Source organism: Stenotrophomonas lactitubi (genome assembly GCF_002803515.1).
Lineage (GTDB): Bacteria > Pseudomonadota > Gammaproteobacteria > Xanthomonadales > Xanthomonadaceae > Stenotrophomonas > Stenotrophomonas lactitubi.
Window position 1 is genome coordinate 1,746,179 of the sequence record NZ_PHQX01000001.1, and the last position, 14,273, is coordinate 1,760,451.

General features: G+C 66.5%; 13 protein-coding genes. All 13 read right to left on the minus strand.

All coding sequences use genetic code 11. The features are described 5' to 3' along the window. Nucleotides 1-6: 6 nt before the first annotated feature. The gene (gene fliF / locus CR156_RS08310; protein ID WP_100552475.1) at nucleotides 7-1,653 is read right to left on the minus strand and encodes a flagellar basal-body MS-ring/collar protein FliF; all 1,647 of its coding nucleotides are present in this window, start codon (nucleotides 1,651-1,653) and stop codon (nucleotides 7-9) included. 12 nt (nucleotides 1,654-1,665) lie between these two features. Beyond that, nucleotides 1,666-2,031, minus strand: a complete 366-nt coding sequence (gene fliE / locus CR156_RS08315; protein ID WP_025878997.1) for a flagellar hook-basal body complex protein FliE — start codon at nucleotides 2,029-2,031, stop codon at nucleotides 1,666-1,668. Between the two features lie 797 nt (nucleotides 2,032-2,828). Beyond that, nucleotides 2,829-4,334: a sigma-54 dependent transcriptional regulator gene (locus tag CR156_RS08330; RefSeq protein ID WP_100552476.1), complete on the minus strand. Its 1,506-nt coding sequence runs from the start codon at nucleotides 4,332-4,334 to the stop codon at nucleotides 2,829-2,831. Further along, nucleotides 4,331-4,708, minus strand: coding sequence for a response regulator (locus CR156_RS08335; RefSeq protein WP_049460600.1), 378 nt, complete (start codon nucleotides 4,706-4,708; stop codon nucleotides 4,331-4,333). Before CR156_RS08335 ends, CR156_RS08330 begins: the two co-directional genes overlap by 4 nt. Before the next feature lie 14 nt (nucleotides 4,709-4,722). Then, nucleotides 4,723-6,132: an RNA polymerase factor sigma-54 gene (gene rpoN, locus CR156_RS08340; protein WP_100552477.1), complete on the minus strand. Its 1,410-nt coding sequence runs from the start codon at nucleotides 6,130-6,132 to the stop codon at nucleotides 4,723-4,725. A gap of 269 nt (nucleotides 6,133-6,401) precedes the next feature. After that, nucleotides 6,402-7,034, minus strand: coding sequence for a response regulator (locus CR156_RS08345; protein ID WP_089241023.1), 633 nt, complete (start codon nucleotides 7,032-7,034; stop codon nucleotides 6,402-6,404). Nucleotides 7,035-7,125: 91 nt separating this feature from the next. Further along, nucleotides 7,126-7,704, minus strand: coding sequence for a PilZ domain-containing protein (locus CR156_RS08350; protein WP_089241025.1), 579 nt, complete (start codon nucleotides 7,702-7,704; stop codon nucleotides 7,126-7,128). Beyond that, entirely contained in the window at nucleotides 7,701-7,994 is a 294-nt protein-coding gene (locus CR156_RS08355; protein WP_100552478.1) for a hypothetical protein, read from the minus strand. The genes CR156_RS08350 and CR156_RS08355 overlap by 4 nt, the downstream gene beginning before the upstream one ends. Beyond that, nucleotides 7,991-8,407, minus strand: coding sequence for a flagellar export chaperone FliS (gene fliS / locus CR156_RS08360; protein ID WP_089241027.1), 417 nt, complete (start codon nucleotides 8,405-8,407; stop codon nucleotides 7,991-7,993). The genes CR156_RS08355 and fliS overlap by 4 nt, the downstream gene beginning before the upstream one ends. 129 nt (nucleotides 8,408-8,536) lie before the next feature. After that, nucleotides 8,537-9,955: a flagellar filament capping protein FliD gene (gene fliD, locus CR156_RS08365; RefSeq protein ID WP_100552479.1), complete on the minus strand. Its 1,419-nt coding sequence runs from the start codon at nucleotides 9,953-9,955 to the stop codon at nucleotides 8,537-8,539. A gap of 443 nt (nucleotides 9,956-10,398) precedes the next feature. Further along, complete coding sequence (locus CR156_RS08370) at nucleotides 10,399-11,577, minus strand: flagellin (RefSeq protein WP_100552480.1); 1,179 nt, start codon at nucleotides 11,575-11,577, stop codon at nucleotides 10,399-10,401. Nucleotides 11,578-11,663: 86 nt separating this feature from the next. Next, the gene (locus CR156_RS08375; RefSeq protein ID WP_100552481.1) at nucleotides 11,664-12,854 is read right to left on the minus strand and encodes a flagellin; all 1,191 of its coding nucleotides are present in this window, start codon (nucleotides 12,852-12,854) and stop codon (nucleotides 11,664-11,666) included. Nucleotides 12,855-12,926: 72 nt separating this feature from the next. Continuing rightward, nucleotides 12,927-14,144 (minus strand): flagellin, encoded by a 1,218-nt coding sequence (locus tag CR156_RS08380; protein WP_100552482.1) that lies wholly within the window; start codon nucleotides 14,142-14,144, stop codon nucleotides 12,927-12,929. Nucleotides 14,145-14,273 lie beyond the last annotated feature (129 nt).

A 14,273-nucleotide genomic window follows, 5' to 3' on the forward strand; every position in this document is an offset into this window, starting at 1 on the left:
GCGACCTCAGTCATTGGCCACCCAGCCCTTGACCACCTGGGCCACGCGCTTGGAGTCGGTCTTCACGGCTTCACGCGCCATCCGCAGTCGTTCCTCATAAGAATCCACCGGCAGGGCCAATGCTTCCGGCCCGCCCAGGCTTGCCCGGTCGGCGCCGAGCGCCGGCAGCGGGGTGCCATCGTCATCGACCAGCTGCACGTCCGCGGTATGCGGTTCCAGCGCCAGTTCTTCGTTCCTGCGGTTCTGCCCGGTGATGCCGCGCAGTGCCGGGCGCAGCACGCCGAACAGCAGCGCCATCACCACCAGCGCACCCAGCAGCATGCGGCCGGCATCGTGCACCCACGGCAGTTCCCACCAGGCTGGGCCTTCCACCGGCGTGGTATCACGCACGAACGGGGCATTCATCACCGACACGGTGTCGCCGCGCTCGGCACTGAAGCCGACGGCCTGCTTGACCAGTGCCTCGACCCGGGTCAGTTCTGCCGCCGACAGCGGCTGCGGCGCAACCTTGCCGTTGGCACCGGCGCGCGGCACGTTGTCCACCAGCACCGCCACCGAAACGCGCTTGATGCGGCCGGCCGGCTGCCGGGTGTGCTGCAGGGTACGGTCCAGCTCGTAGTTGCGGGTCGCGTTCTTGCTGCTTTCGGTCGGTGCCTGCGCGGTGGCCGGTGCGGCGGCCTGGCCCGGCGGGCTGTTGCTGGTGGCACCCGGTACGCCCTGCGGGCCCGGCGTGCTGCTGCTGTTCTCGCTCATCTGCTCGCTGCGCAGTTTCTGCGGCTCGCCGTTGTAGAGCTCGCGCGCTTCTTCGGTCACCGAGAAGTCCATGTCCACGCTGACTTCCGGGTTGACCCGGCCGGGACCGGTCATCGGTTCCAGCAGTTCGCGGATGCGCTGGTTGAAGGAGGTTTCCTGGCGGCGCACCTGTTCGAACTGGGCAGCGTTGACCGCCGCTTCGCTGTTCGGGTCGCTGACGCTGAGCATGCGACCGCTCTGGTCGACCACGGTGACGCGTTCCGGCGCCAGATCGGGGATGGCGGCAGCCACCATGTGCACGATCGCATCGACCTGGCTGCGTTCCAGCTGCTGGCCGCCGCGCAGTTCCAGGGTGACCGAGGCACTGGCCACGTCACGCTGGCGGGTGAACGCGCTGGGCTTGGGAATGGCCAGATGCACGCGCGAATCGCGCACCGGGCGCAGCGTATTGATGGTGCGCGACAGCTCGGTTTCCAGCGCGTGCTGGTAGCGCGCGCTTTCCACGAACTGGCTGACACCGAAACCGGGGTCGCGCTCCATCAGCTCGAAGCCGAGCTTGCCGCTGTCGGTCAGGCCCGAGCCCGCCAGTTTCAGGCGGGCATCGTGCAGGTTCTTTTCCGGCACGGTGATGCCACCGGTGGCCGGGTCCAGCTGGAACGGAATCTGTGCGGCACGCAGCAGGTCGGTCGCTTCAGCGGTGGCCTTCTGGTCCAGGCCGGTGTACAGCGGCACCATGCCCGGCTTCTGCGACCAGAAGAACACGAACAGGCCTGCCGCCACGGCCACGGCGATCATCGCCATCAGTCCGAGCCGACGGGTGATCTGCAGGCTTTGCAGCCGGTCGAACCACTGGCCCGCCTTTTCGGCGTTCAGGGATTCCTTGGAGAGCGACAGGGCCATGCGTTTCTATCCTTACAGCGGCATGTTCATCACGTCCTGGTAAGCCTGGACGAGACGGTTACGGACTTCCACGGTGGCGCGGAAGGCGATCTGGGACTGCTGCGAGGCGACCATCACCTTGGCCAGGTCGGCGCCGGGTTCACCCAGTTCGAAGGCTTTGGCGAGGGCGCCGGATTTCTGTTGCGCATCGTTGACGCCGGCGATGGCGCCGCGCAGGGTTTCGGTGAAGCTGGCAGGCTGGACCTGCGGCGCATCCAGCACCGTGCCCGGCAGGGCATTGCTACGCGGCGCTTCGGCCAGCGGGTTGAGCGCGGGCTGTCCCACCTGGGTCTGGTAGGAGCGGATCTGGGAAAGGATCGAAGTGACGGAGTGGGACATCTGCAACGGTTCCAGAAACAGGGATGGGGGTGTCTGCTGGAGCTAGTGCAAGTGCCGTGCCGAAATCGCTGATCGGTTCAGTGACGTGAGGGTTGGGGGGTGTTCGGCAGGGCTGCGCCCTGCACCTGCCGAAGCAACGGCAAAGGCCGGAGCAACAGCAGAAGCTGGCTATCCGTGGGATGGCGGGGTGGGTCCGGTTGCGGGGGACGCCGTGAACCCGTCCTTGGGGGCTTGGCCGCGGCATCCATGCCGCGGACACCCCCGCAACCGGACCCACCCCGCCTTCGACAATTTCCCGCGATGTGTCTGGGCGGCGTTCTGTGCTGCTGGTGGGTGTCGACCTTGGTCAACACAGTAGATCCACGCCATGCGTGGATGAAGCGTTCCTGCCGGCGTGACGCGTCATGGAACCGGCGTCGGTTTTTTGGCCTATGGCTGCATGGAGCGGCGCAGACCATCAACAGATATATGTGTCGACAGATACTCCGCGTGTTTCGGAGCCGGCTCGACGCTACATGGCGCGAACCTTCCGTCACAAGGAAACCGTCGGAGGCGTGGGCGGGTCAGGTTGCGGGGGCGTGAGCGCCATGGATGGCGCGACCGAGCTTACATGGACGTACTTGCAGCGTCCCCCGCAACCTGACCCGCCCGCGCATCGCGCAGGAAGCCAGCTGTTGCCGTTGCTTCAGTTGTTGCCTCTGCGGGTGCCGGGCGGGAGCCCGGCAACAACACCCCCATAAACACCAACGCCCGGGCAAGCCCAGGCGTTCGTGCCCCCTTCATGCTGGCAACGCGGGTCAGCTGGCCAGTTCGGCCGGCTCGCGTTCGATGCCGTACTTGCGCAGCTTTTCCACCAGCGTGGTGCGGCGCAGGCCGAGCAGCTGGGCGGCGTGGGCGACCACGCCCTGGGTGCGTTCCAGTGCTTCGTTGATCAGGCCCAGTTCGATGTTGGCCATGTGGTTGCGCAGGTCCAGGCCGTCGTCCGGCAACGCGGCGGGCGCTGCGGTGCGGTTGACCGCGATGCCGTGTTCGAGCGACGGCTGGTTGCCGCTGCCCGGGGTGTGGAACGAGAAGCTGCGCAGGTCCAGGCGCTCTTCGCTGGCAACCACCGGCGGCGCTGCGGCAACTGCCACGGCGGCCAGTGCGGCATCGCCGCGATAGCGTGCCGGCAGGTCCTGCACGCGCACCGAGCCACCCGGGTGCAGCACCGCCAGGCGTTCGACCAGGTTGGTCAGCTCGCGCACGTTGCCAGGCCACTCATAGCTGGCCAGCGCCTGCAGCGCTTCCGGCGTAAAGCGCACTTCGCCGCGGCCGGTGCGCGCCAGCTGGGTGGCGATGGTTTCCACCAGCGCCGGCAGGTCTTCGCGACGCTCGCGCAGGGCCGGCACGTCGATCGGGAAGACGTTGAGGCGGTAGAAAAGATCCTCGCGGAACTTGCCATCGGCAATCCGGCTTTCCAGGTCGCGATGGGTCGCGGCGATCACCCGCACGTTGCAGCGGATGGTCTGGTTGCCGCCAACACGCTCGAAGCTGCGCTCCTGCAGCACGCGCAGCAGCTTGACCTGCATCGGCAGGCTCATGTCGCCGATCTCATCGAGCAGCAGGGTGCCGCCCTCGGCCATTTCGAAACGGCCCTTGCGCGCGGTCAGCGCGCCGGTAAAGGCGCCTTTCTCGTGACCGAACAGTTCGCTTTCCAGCAGTTCCGCCGGAATCGCGCCGCAGTTGATTGCCACGAACGGACCATCGCGGCGCGGCGAGCGCTGGTGGATGCTGCGCGATACCACTTCCTTGCCGGTGCCCGATTCGCCGAGCACCAGCACGGTGGTGTCGAACGCGGCGACCTGCTCGATCATCGTGCGCAGTGCGCTGACCGCCGGACCGTTGCCGGTCGGGCCCTGGTCCTGCACGGCACCGGCCTGGTGTTCGGCATCCAGGCGCTTGAGGCTTGCGCGACGCAGCAGGGCTTCCATCTGCGCATGGCGCAGCGGCGCTTCCAGCGGCCAGATGTTGGCTTCATGCAGGCCATGCCGGTGGGCGAACGCAGTGGCATCACCGTCGGCCAGCAGCACCGGCGGCGGCAGGCTGCTGCCGCCCAGCCAGGCGTACAGCGCGGTGCTGGCGGCACTGTCGTCCAGGTTGCCGACGATCACCGCCATCCAGTCGTTCTGACGCTGGCGGGCCAGATCGAAATCGGCGGCGTCGGACACCCAGCGCGGGTTGAAGTCCATGAATTCCAGCAGGGCGACGGTGCGCTCGGCACGCACCGCATCGTTGTCCAGTACCAGGATGCGCGATTCGCTCACGACCGATCCTCCCTGAGGCCTTCCAGGATCGGCATGACTTCCTGGATGTAGGACAGCTTGCTGACGAAGTTGTCGGCGCCGGCGCGCAGCGCGTGTTCGCGGTGCTCGACGTCGTCGAAGTGGCTGGCAATCACGATGTACGGTGCATCGTCCTGCGACTTGATCAGGCGGGTGGCCTGCAGGCCGCCCATTTCCGGCATCGCCAGATCCATCAGCACCACCTGCGGGCGCAGGCTTTCCGAACGTTCGATCGCTTCCAGGCCGTTGCCGGCGCTGCCGACGATCTGCAGCCAGTCGATCTTGCGGAAGTGGCGCATCGCCGCGTTGATGAAGCCCTCGTGGTCATCGACCAGCAGAACTGTGAGCTTGTTCATGTCCAACATCCTTTTCAGCCCACCCGGGCCAGCTGCGGTTGCCTGGCGTTGACCCGGCGCCGTTCGCGGGCCGGGGCGATATCCAGTTGTTCGCGGTATTTTGCGACGGTTCGTCGGGCAATGTTCACCCCCTGGCGGGACAGCAGGCCAGCGATGGCCTCGTCCGCCAACGGGCGACCGGCGGGCTCGGCGTCGATCAGGCGGCGGACCATGGCCTTGACCGCCTGGCCGGACACGCTGGCGCCTTCCAGGCGCACGGCGAAGAAGTGCTTGAGCTCGAAGGTGCCGCGCGGGGTCTGCAGGTACTTGCCGGTGGTGATGCGCGAAACGGTGGATTCGTGCATGCCGATTTCCTCGGCCACTTCCTTCAGGGTCAAGGGTGCCATGGCTTCCTCGCCACGCACCAGGAAGGCCGCCTGCCGCTCGACGATCACCCGCGCGGTGCGCAGCAGGGTGTCGTAGCGCATCGACAGGCCGCGGCTGAACCAGCGCGCCTCCTGCAGCATCTCGCGCAGTGCCGGCGCCGCCTCGCCACTGTCGGCCAGGGCCAGTTCGTACTGGCTGTTGATCGACACCCGGCGGCTGGTGGCCGGGTTCAGTGCCACCTTCCATTGTTCGTCGGCGTGCCAGGCGACCACGTCCGGCACCACCACCGCATTGCGCTCGGGCAGCAGGCTGTCGCCCGGGCGCGGCTGCAGCGACAGGATCAGGCGAACGGCTTCGCGCACGTCGTCGATCTCGGCATCGTGCTGGCGGGCGAGGGCGGGGTAGTCGTGGGCGGCCAGGGCATCGAGCGCGCCCTCGAGAATGCGCGCGGCCAGATGCCGGGCCGGCACCACGCCGTGCAGGCTGCACAGCTGGGCCAGCAGCGATTCGCGCAGGTCCTGCGCGGCCATGCCGGCCGGCTCGCCCTGCAGCAGGTGCTGGCGGATGGCTTCAACGCCGTTTGCATCGATGTCGAACTGGGCGCTGGCCAGCAGCTGCAACTGTGCCAGCGGTGCCTGCAGGTAGCCGGCATCATCGCAGTGTTCAAGCCAGAAGGCGGCCACGGCCAGTTCGCGCTCGTCCAGGTCCAGCGCCAGGCGCTGCAGCACGCGCAGCTGCGGATCGCTCGATTCGCCAGCGGCGATGCGTGCCATGCGGTCGTCGTCGCCGTCCTGCCAGTTGGCGCCGGACACATCCCACATCGAGGATTCGGGCAGCTCGTCGAAGGCGGCCGTATCGACCGTAGTGCTGGCTGCATCGGTGGCTTCAGCGACGGGCGCTTCGGCGTCTTCGATTTCCAGCAGCGGATTGGAATCCAGCAGGCGCTGGATTTCCTGCTCCAGGTGCAGGCCGTCGAGCTGCAGCAGCCGGATCGACTGCAGCAACTGCGGGGTGAGGTGAAGCTGTTGGCCCAGCTGGGTCGAAAGTGAAGCCTTCATTGCAGTTCCCCGGCGCCGCTCCCCGACGCCTTGTGGAACACATCTTGCTTTTGATCCGGCAGGCGCGGAATCGGGGGGTTCCTGAGGGTGCTGGTGGTATTCCCGACAGCGTGTAAGGAAATCCCCTACACAAACGCGGGATTTTGACGATTCCGGTCGCTAACTCGTTGATTCGTGGTCGGTCGCCCTGCTGCTCGCCCGCGCCTGTTGTACGGAATTCCGTCGGGACTCGTGTGGGTGACGGTATTTCGTCGCTGACCCCGTGGACGTCATTCCAGCTCGTGCTGGTGGCGCGCAGCCAGCAGCAGCAGATCGTTGGCGCGACGGCAGCCCAGTGATTCCATCATGCGCGCGCGATGGGTCTCCACCGTCTTGACGCTGATGCCAAGGTCGGCGGCGATTTCCTTGTTGCTCTCGCCCTTGCCGATGCGGCGAAGGATCTCGCGCTGGCGCGGCGACAGTGCGGCAATACCAGTCGGCTTCTCGCGCCCGAGCATCGGTGCCAGCATCTTGGCCGAGATCTGCGGGCTCAGGAACACCTGGCCAGCATGCGCGGCACGCAGCGCCAGTTCCAGTTCCTGCGGCGCGGCATCCTTCACCACGAAACCGACGGCACCCCGATCGAGCGCATCGCGCACGTGGGCGGCGTCATCGTGCATGGTCATCATCACGATGCGCGTGCCGGGTGCGCGCAGGCGGATGTCGCTCAGTGCTTCCAGGCCGGTACGGCCGGGCAGCGACAGGTCCATCAGCACCACGTCCGGTGCGTGCAGCAGGGCCATCTGCAGTGCCTGTTCGGCATTGCTGGCCTCGGCGACGAGCTGCACGTCGGCAAACCCCTGCAGCAGCCGCGCCAGGCCGGCGCGAACCAGGGTGTGATCGTCGACGATGAGAACTCGCACAGGCACGCTGGAGGTTGGGGAGGGGGGTCCACCTTAACTTAGCTGAACGGGCACGCCAAGGGCCGTCTGTCTGCCTGCATGGTGGCAGATTTCAGCGTGCGCGGCGGGCCTCGGCCACCTGCCGCCGATGCAGCCGGAACAGATGCCGTTCCATCGCCATTTCCAGGCCATCGCCAAGGCGATGGAAGCGCAGCCACAGATAGTGGCCACCGCCGCCATCGGCCGCTTCAGCGATGACTTCCACTGGCAGGTCGATATGGTCGGGCAGCCAGTCGCTGGGTTGCAGGCGGACCACGCCGGCCTGGCCGGGCAGGCTGCCACTGCGCGGGCCCAGCTGCAGGCGGATGCCGCGGCGTGACCAGCGCACCGGGCGCAGCGTCGGTTCCTGGCCCTGCTGGCGGATCAGGCGGCCGAGCAGGACCATGGTCAGGTCCACCTTGGCTTCCAGGCGCTGCAGCTGCAGGCTGGCTTCACTGCGTTCTTCGTGCTCGTCGATGCGACTGTCTTCGACCAGCGCCAGGCTGCGCAGCAGGCCTTCGGCACTGCTGGTCCGGCCTACCGCGCTACCAGCCTGGAACTCGGCGGGCAGGGCCAGTTCGCAGCTGAGCGTTTCGTCGAACAGCTCGCTTTCAGCCGGGTGATGCAGGGACGTGGTCGGCAGGACGGTCATGCCAGCGATTCTGCCTGCAGGTAGGCATGCGCGGCGCGAAGGGAGCGGCGGCCGTCCTGGATCTGCACGGAGACGGCATCGCGACGCTGGCGCAGCAGGCCAAGCAGGCTCTGCTGGCGTTCCAGCAGCGCGGACAACGGTGCGTGGTCGGCGCTGCCCAGCGGTTGGCTCAGCAGTGCATGCAGGGTGCTGTCATGGCCATCGAGCAGGCTGTCGGCCTGTTCGAACGCCTCTTCGTCGAGGGCCTTCTCGAAGGCATCCAGCTGCGCATTGAGTTCAAGCAGGCTCATGGCGCCACCGCCGCGGGACGGCGCTGTTCGTGCGGAATGGCATTCCAGGCACCGTCGATCTCGCCCAGCAGCTGCAGCGATTCGTCCAGTGCAGCGCGGTCGTTGTGCAGGTTGGCCTCGGTCAGGCGCTGCAGCAGATAGTCATACAGCGCCGACAGGTTGCCGGCGATCTCGCCGCCGGCTTCATGGTCCAGCGAGCCGTTGAGGTGGGCGACGATCGCGCATGCTTCGCCGATCGCCTTGCCCTTGCCGGCCTGGTCGCCCTGCTCGAGGGTGGCCTGTGCACGGCGCACGCGCTCCAGTGCGCCGGACAGCAGCAGCGCCACCAGTTTGTGCGGATCGGCATCGGCGACCGCACTGGTCACACCCACCTGGCGGTATTGCTCGGCGTACTGACGGCTGGAACCGTACATTCGTGATTCTCCCTTGCGCGGGGTGCCGGGGTGCGGTCGAAGGGACCGTTGACGCCGGCACTGCGATGATTGCTGTTGCGTCCGTTATCGGTGCGTACGGCGCCAAACTTGAGCGCCGCGCGTGTTTCCTCAGCGGTTCAACTGGGCCAGCTGCTGCTGCAGGGCGGTGTTGCTCTGCTGCAGCTTGCCCATCAGGCTGTCCAATGCCACGAACTGCTTCTTGTAACGGGCTTCAACACCGACCATGCGCGCGTCCAGGTCCTTGCGGCGCTTGTCGATGTTGTCCAGCGTGGTGTTCAGTCCCTTGGTGCGGGCGACGAACGCGCCTTCCTTGCCGACCGTGGTGCTGACGTAGCCGTCCACCAGCGAATACAGGCGGCCGGCACCGCCGGTATCGCCGGTGACCGCCTGGCGGATCTTTTCCGGCTGGGCGGCGAGGGCAGCAGCGAACTTGGTGCTGTCCAGCACCAGGGTGCCATCGGCGTTGGGGTAGCCGCGGGTCTGCAGGCCCAGCGCCTTGGCGTCCAGCTGGTCGCCTGCCAGGTCCTTGAGCACGCCGGACATCGTCGAACGCAGCTGCGCGATCGCACCACGCATCTGTGCGTCGCCGGTCAGTGCAGCCGCTTCCTTGGTCTTCGGGTCGTACTTGGTTTCGGTGTTGATCGCCGCGACGGCCGCGTTGTAGGCGGTCACGAACTCCTGCATCACCTTGGTCGCGGCAGTGGTGTCGGTGCTGATGACCACCGTGCTCTTGCCCTGTTCCTTCAGGTTCAGGGTCAGGCCTGGCACGGCATCGGCCACGGTGTTGCTGGCACTCACTACTTCCACACCATCAATGGTCAGCAGCGCATCCTTGGCGGGGCTGTTTTCCTTCAGGCTGCCGACCAGCGCGCCCAGCTTCGGATCGCTGCCGGCGTACTCCAGCTTGATGGCGCTGGCTGCACCGGTCTTTTCCTGGGCGATGGACAGGTACTGGTTGTCGCCGGAGGTGATCAGTGTCGCCTGCACGCCTTCCTTGCGGCCAGCGGCGTCGATCTTGTTGCGGACGGTGGTAAGGGTGTCGCCTTCCTCCACCTGCACGTTCATCGTCTTGGCCTTGTCGCCCACGCCGACGGTCAGCGTCAAGGTTCCGGCACCGAAAGTGTCGGTCTTGGGCACCGAGGTGTCGGCGATCAGCTTGTGCGCCGATGCCAGGTTCTTCACCTCGATCAGATGGGTGCCGTTGGACGCGGCGGCCTTGCTGGTGCCGACGTCGTACAGCGCTACCGACGCGGTCAGCACATCGTTGGCGTTGTTGGGGCCGGCTTTGCCGGTGGCGGTGACGGTGCGGGTGTCGAAGGCAGTGGTGGCCTTCAGCGCGGTCAGGGCGGTCTTCAGCTTGTCGAAGGCCGAGGTGACCGTGCCGAGCGACGACAGCTGCATCTTGGTCTTGGACTGCTGCAGGTTCAGCGCGTTGTCGGCCGGCTTGCGGTCCGCCGCGACCAGCTGGTTGACGATGCTGGAGATGTCCAGCCCTGAGCCAATGCCACCGTATCCAAAGTCTGCCACGTCGTTTCTCCTGGTATACGGGCCTGGCCATCGTGCGGCGGCCCGTCGTCAACGAAAATAGCGGCCTGCGCCGCTGGGTCTTGAGGACTTCGTTGATGCATGCGCCGTGCCACTGGCAGGAAGGGCAGTTCTGGCACGCCGGTTGCAGGAGGTCTGGGGCAGGGTGCGGGTGGGTTCACCGCGGGCTGCCGGGGGTCTGTAAAAAACCCTCCCCCAATGCAGGGGAGGGATCAGGCTACTGACAATCGGGGGGAGACGAAGCCGCCCGGTACGTACAGTCAAAATGCACAACGCTGAAAGAGAGGTCCGCAGGGGCGGGCGATGCCAAGCCGGTTCGGGACGCTTCCCGGGCCGGGCATGGCCCGCATCTGTGTACGCCGTGGCTGTCGGGTTGCCGCTACCGTCGGTTCAAGCCGACGGTAGCGGCGCCTTCTTGCCGTGGATCAGCGCAGCAGGCTGAGCACGCCCTGCGGCACCTGGTTGGCCTGGGCCAGCATGGCCGTACCGGCCTGCTGCAGGATCTGGGTGCGGGTCAGCTCGGCGGTTTCCTTGGCGAAGTCGGTGTCCTTGATGCGGCTACGCGACGAGGACAGGTTTTCCGACGAGGTCTGCAGGTTGGCTACGACCGAGGTGAAGCGGTTCTGGATCGCACCGAGGTCGGCGCGGGTGCTGTTGATCGCACCCAGGGCCTTGTCGACCACTTCCAGCGACTGCTGGGCGCCGAGCACGGTGCTCACATCCAGCTTCTGCACGTTGGCGGCGGTGTCGGTGCCGGCGGTGTAGGCGCCGGCTGCAGCCTTCGCGCCCCACACGCCGGTACCGGCGTTCAGGTCGCTGCGCTCCAGGGCGATGTCGGCGGCCACGATGGCCTTGCCTTCCTTCACCGAGCTCAGCTTCATCGTGCCGTCGGCATTGGCTTCGGCGTAGATGCCGGCCTCACCGATCTTGGCGTTGATCGCGGTCGCGACCGCCTTCGAAGCGTCTGCGGTGGTGGCGCCGGCCTTCAGTTCGACCGTACCGATGTCCACGCCCATCACCTTGCCGGTGATGCGTGCGCCGTCGGTGCTGGCAACCAGGGCGTCAGTTGCGCCGTTGGCGAAGGTCGCGGTGCCCAGCGAGCCGGCCTTGGCGTCGATGGTCTTGTCGATGGCGATCGACTGGCCGGCGTTGGCGCCCACCTGGAACAGCTGGCTGGAGAACGAGCCGTCCAGCAGCTTGGTGCCGTTGAAGTCCGACTGCTTGGCGACGCGGTCGATTTCCGAAACCAGCTGGGTCACTTCGGCCTGCAGCGCCTTGCGGTCGCTGGCCGAGTTGGTGGCGTTGGAGGCCTGCACCGACAGCTCGCGGACGCGCTGCAGGTTGTTGCCGATTTCAGTCAGCGAACCTTCGGCGACCTGGGCCAGCGAAATGCCGTCGTTGGCATTGCGGATGGCCACGTCGGTGCCACGGATCTGGGTGCCGAAGCGCTCGGAGATTGCCAGACCGGCCGCATCGTCCTTGGCGCTGTTGATGCGCGAACCGGAGGACAGGCGCTGGATGGTGGTGGCCAGCGAGCTGCCGCTGGTGCTCAGGTTGCGCTGAGCATTCAGGGACATGGTATTGGTGTTGATGACTTGTGCCATGGTGCTTTTCCTTTGGCGAAGGTGGAACGTGTTTCAGGATCCGGGCGCCGCGTCATGCAGCGCCCGGAGGTCGATCAGAGAGCAGATCAGCGCAGCAGGCTGAGCACGCCCTGCGGCACCTGGTTGGCCTGGGCCAGCATCGCCGTACCGGCCTGCTGCAGGATCTGGGTGCGGGTCAGCTCGGCGGTTTCCTTGGCGAAGTCGGTGTCCTTGATGCGGCTGCGCGACGAGGACAGGTTTTCCGACGAGGTCTGCAGGTTGGCCACGACCGAGGTGAAGCGGTTCTGGATCGCACCGAGGTCAGCGCGGGTGCTGTTGATCGCACCCAGGGCCTTGTCGACGATTTCCATCGCCTGCTGGGCGCCCTTCACGGTGCTGACGTCCAGGTTGCTGGCGTACTTCGCTGCCGGGGCCGCAGCAGCGGCAGTGGCGGTGAAGGTGGCCTGCGTGTTGCCTGCCCAGGTGCCCGGAGTGGCAGTGATGGCCTTGAACGAGCCATCGGCATTGGCGCTGTCCTTGACCGAAGTCAGGGTCACGCCGGCGGTGCCGTTCACTTCGGCGTAGACGCCGGTTTCACCGATCTTGGCGTTGATGGCGGTCACCAGCGCTTCACGCGACGCCTTGCCGGTGGCAGCGGCGTCGGCGCCCTGCTTGACCGAGACATCGGCGATGGCCACACCGTTGATCGACAGGCCGGTGGTGGTGAAGTCCGCATTGGTGCCCGGGTCGGCCAGGACCAGCGCGTTGGTGTCGAACTTGGCGCCACCCAGGGCATTGGCCTTGGCATCGATGGTCTTGTCGATGGCGATGGCCTGACCGGCGTTGGCGCCGACCTGGAACAGCTGGCTGGAGAACGAGCCGTCCAGCAGCTTGGTGCCGTTGAAGTCCGACTGCTTGGCGACGCGGTCGATTTCCGAGACCAGCTGGGTCACTTCGGCCTGCAGGGCCTTGCGGTCGCTGGCCGAGTTGGTGGCGTTGGAGGCCTGCACCGACAGCTCGCGGACGCGCTGCAGGTTGTTGCCGATTTCGGTCAGCGAACCTTCGGCGACCTGGGCCAGCGAGATACCGTCGTTGGCATTGCGGATGGCAACGTCGGTACCGCGGATCTGCGTGCCGAAGCGCTCGGAGATGGCCAGACCGGCCGCATCGTCCTTGGCACTGTTGATGCGCGAACCGGAGGACAGGCGCTGGATGGTGGTGGCCAGCGAGCTGCCGCTGGTGCTCAGGTTACGCTGAGCATTCAACGACATCGTGTTGGTGTTGATTACTTGTGCCATGAGGAGAGGTCCTTGAGCGGTTGCACGTGAGTTGGGTTAGACGCCCCCGACGTGCCCCGGGGGCGGCTCATGTCAGCGCTGCAACAGGCTGAGCACGTTCTGCGGTACCTGGTTGGCCTGGGCCAGCATGGCCGTACCGGCCTGCTGCAGGATCTGGGTGCGGGTCAGCTCGGCGGTTTCCTTGGCGAAGTCGGTATCGCGGATGCGGCTGCGCGATGCGGACAGATTCTCCGAGGAGGTCTGCAGGTTGGCGACCACCGAGGTGAAGCGGTTCTGGATCGCGCCGAGGTCGGCGCGCACGCTGTTGACCGATTCGAGGGCCTTGTCGACGATCGACATCGCCTTCTGCGCGCCCTCGGCCGTGGTGACGTTCAGGTCCTTGACGAAGCTGGCCGTTGCGCCGGTCAGCGTGCCGCCGTTGGTGCTGGTCTCGGTCAGGCCCAGGCCGGCGATGGTGGCGGCGGTGACGCCGGCCGGCGGGGTGGCCGCGCTGACGCCCAGGGTGAAGGTCTGGCCGTCCTTGACCGACGCCAGGCTGACCACGCCGGCGTTGACGGAGGCAACCACGCCGGTTTCGCCCAGCTTGTTGTTGATCGCAGCAGCGGTGGCCGAGGTGATCGACTCGCCGGCCTTCACGGTGAAGTCGCTGACGGTGACCGTGGTGGCGGTGCCGCCCGGCGGGGTCACCGAGATCTGCAGGCCGGAGTAGGTGGTATCGGCGGTCGCCTTGTCGACAGCCAGTGCGGTGCCGGTGTAGCCGTTGGCGAAGTTGGCCGCGCCCAGCGAATCGGCCTTGGCGTTGACCACGCTGTTGATGGCGATGGCCTGGCCGGCATTGGCGCCCACCTGGAACAGCTGGCTGGTGAACGAACCGTCCAGCAGCTTGGTGCCGTTGAAGTCGGCCTGCTTGGCGACGCGGTCGATCTCGCTGACCAGCTGGGTCACTTCAGCCTGCAGCGCCTTGCGGTCGCTGGCCGAGTTGGTGGCGTTGGAGGCCTGCACGCCCAGTTCGCGGATGCGCTGCAGGTTGTTGCCGACTTCGTTCAGCGAACCCTCGGCGACCTGGGCCAGCGAGATGCCGTCGTTGGCGTTGCGGATGGCCACGTCCAGACCACGGATCTGGGTGGTGAAGCGCTCGCTGATGGCCAGACCGGCGGCGTCGTCCTTCGCGCTGTTGATGCGCAGGCCGGACGAGAGGCGCTGGATGGTGGTAGCGAGCGAGCTGCCGCTGGTGCTCAGGTTGCGCTGAGCGTTGAGCGACATCGTATTGGTGTTGATTACCTGTGCCATGGGGTCGTCTCCTCTTATGTGGAACCCGTTGGTGAAAGAAACGAAGCGCCGCCTGATTTTTTTGTTTGGCTGTGTGCTTCGCCGTTGCCAAATGAATAACGGCGCTTTGTCAACAACCTTTAGCCGGGA

Coding starts and splice junctions, on each gene's coding strand:
- fliS (WP_089241027.1), bottom strand. CDS start 8,407: ATGTACGGTTCCAGCCGTCAGTACGCCGAGCAATACCGCCAGGTGGGT.
- fliE (WP_025878997.1), bottom strand. CDS start 2,031: ATGTCCCACTCCGTCACTTCGATCCTTTCCCAGATCCGCTCCTACCAG.
- rpoN (WP_100552477.1), bottom strand. CDS start 6,132: ATGAAGGCTTCACTTTCGACCCAGCTGGGCCAACAGCTTCACCTCACC.
- CR156_RS08335 (WP_049460600.1), bottom strand. CDS start 4,708: ATGAACAAGCTCACAGTTCTGCTGGTCGATGACCACGAGGGCTTCATC.
- CR156_RS08380 (WP_100552482.1), bottom strand. CDS start 14,144: ATGGCACAGGTAATCAACACCAATACGATGTCGCTCAACGCTCAGCGC.
- CR156_RS08350 (WP_089241025.1), bottom strand. CDS start 7,704: ATGACCGTCCTGCCGACCACGTCCCTGCATCACCCGGCTGAAAGCGAG.
- CR156_RS08375 (WP_100552481.1), bottom strand. CDS start 12,854: ATGGCACAAGTAATCAACACCAACACGATGTCGTTGAATGCTCAGCGT.
- CR156_RS08370 (WP_100552480.1), bottom strand. CDS start 11,577: ATGGCACAAGTCATCAACACCAATACCATGTCCCTGAATGCTCAGCGC.
- fliF (WP_100552475.1), bottom strand. CDS start 1,653: ATGGCCCTGTCGCTCTCCAAGGAATCCCTGAACGCCGAAAAGGCGGGC.
- CR156_RS08355 (WP_100552478.1), bottom strand. CDS start 7,994: ATGAGCCTGCTTGAACTCAATGCGCAGCTGGATGCCTTCGAGAAGGCC.